At 37.3% G+C, this 1,313-nt stretch carries 1 protein-coding gene and 1 pseudogene; both read right to left on the bottom strand.

The window, feature by feature from the left end:
* Positions 1–269: 269 nt before the first annotated feature.
* Positions 270–383: pseudogene (locus ACFPM4_RS15980) on the bottom strand (flagellin); the annotation flags it as partial.
* Between the two features lie 344 nt (positions 384–727).
* Positions 728–1,313: flagellin N-terminal helical domain-containing protein (locus tag ACFPM4_RS15975; protein WP_382353911.1), on the bottom strand; the 586-nt coding region annotated here is incomplete at its 5' end.

The raw sequence follows: 1,313 nt of genomic DNA, 5'->3' as shown, positions 1-1,313 counted from the left end.
CGAAGCCCTGATGCTAATTTTTCCATTGATTTGCTTTGTGCATTCGTTGCAGCACCTAATTGACGGTGTGTGTTCAACGCCGCAATATTATGATTGATAATCATGTTAAATTTCCTCCTTGAATTTTTGATCCACTTCCTTGTGAACCTTATTAACTAGTTAAAATGGTGATGTACTTATTCATAAAGATTTATTAAATTACTTAACAAAAAAATTATAAACTTAATAAATCTCTTTCTATAAAGTAATAGAAATTTTTCAACTAAATATTAACGAAGTAACTGTAGAACTCCCTGTGGAGCCTGATTTGCTTGTGCTAGCATAGCTTGTGCAGCTTGAGAAAGAATAGAGTTTTTAGTTTGTTCCATCATTTCTTTCGCCATCGTGCGAACATTTACTTTCATAAATGACTAGACTATATCTTCACCCTCTAGCTTTCTAGTAGGGGTCGGGCACTTCGGATTCACAATGCTGATGGACATTGTTTCACCTATGGATTTCATCATCATAGCATTGACCTTAGATGGTATATCCTAGTCGTTGAACCTTTTCCACTCTTTCGAGACAGGAACTTGGCTGCTGATTGCCTAATCTTTCTTCTTTTCTACCCTTCACGTTTGCTGTTTCCAGCTCCGTTGTGGGGAAGAAAGCTCTAAAGGTTTTCCAGCAATTCACCCGATAATTATCTCTGACCGTTACCAGTCAGGACGACTGTACCTCTCACCACTTATGCGGCTTCAGTATAATCAACATCACGAATACGTGATTCTGCTGCAGTAAGATTTTCAGATGATGTATTTAAGTTATTAATAGTGTGGTCTAATCTATTTTGGTATGCACCCAGTTTAGATCGTTCAGCTGAAACCATTTCAATTGCGTTATTAATTATTGTTATAGCAGAATCAGCAGTACCTTGATCTTCTAATGCACCTGTACCTGAAGTAGTTTTTAAAGAAGCTATTGTATCTGCTGTAATAGCACCGCTAGTATCTGTTGTTCCTATCCTTGCTGAATCCATGGAGTTAATAGTCAATTCTAATTTCTGACCAGTATTTGCTCCAATGTGGAATGTGAAAGTTTGAGCAGCTCCATCAAAATCACCAGAAGCATCTTTATGGCCAAGTAAATTCTTTGTATTAAATTCAGTATCACCCGCAATACGATCAATCTCATCGATTAACTGATCAAGCTCTTTTTGAAGTTCTCCTCGATCAGTATCTGTATTCGTATCGTTTGCAGATTGAACAGCAAGTTCACGCATACGTTGAAGGATTGAATGTGTCTCATTCAAAGCTCCTTCTGCAGTTTGGATT

The sequence above is a fragment of the Lederbergia graminis genome, from assembly GCF_042655485.1.
Lineage (GTDB): Bacteria > Bacillota > Bacilli > Bacillales > Bacillaceae_C > Lederbergia > Lederbergia graminis.
Note: the sequence above shows the minus strand (reverse complement) of the source record. Positions and strands in the feature narration are given on the sequence as shown.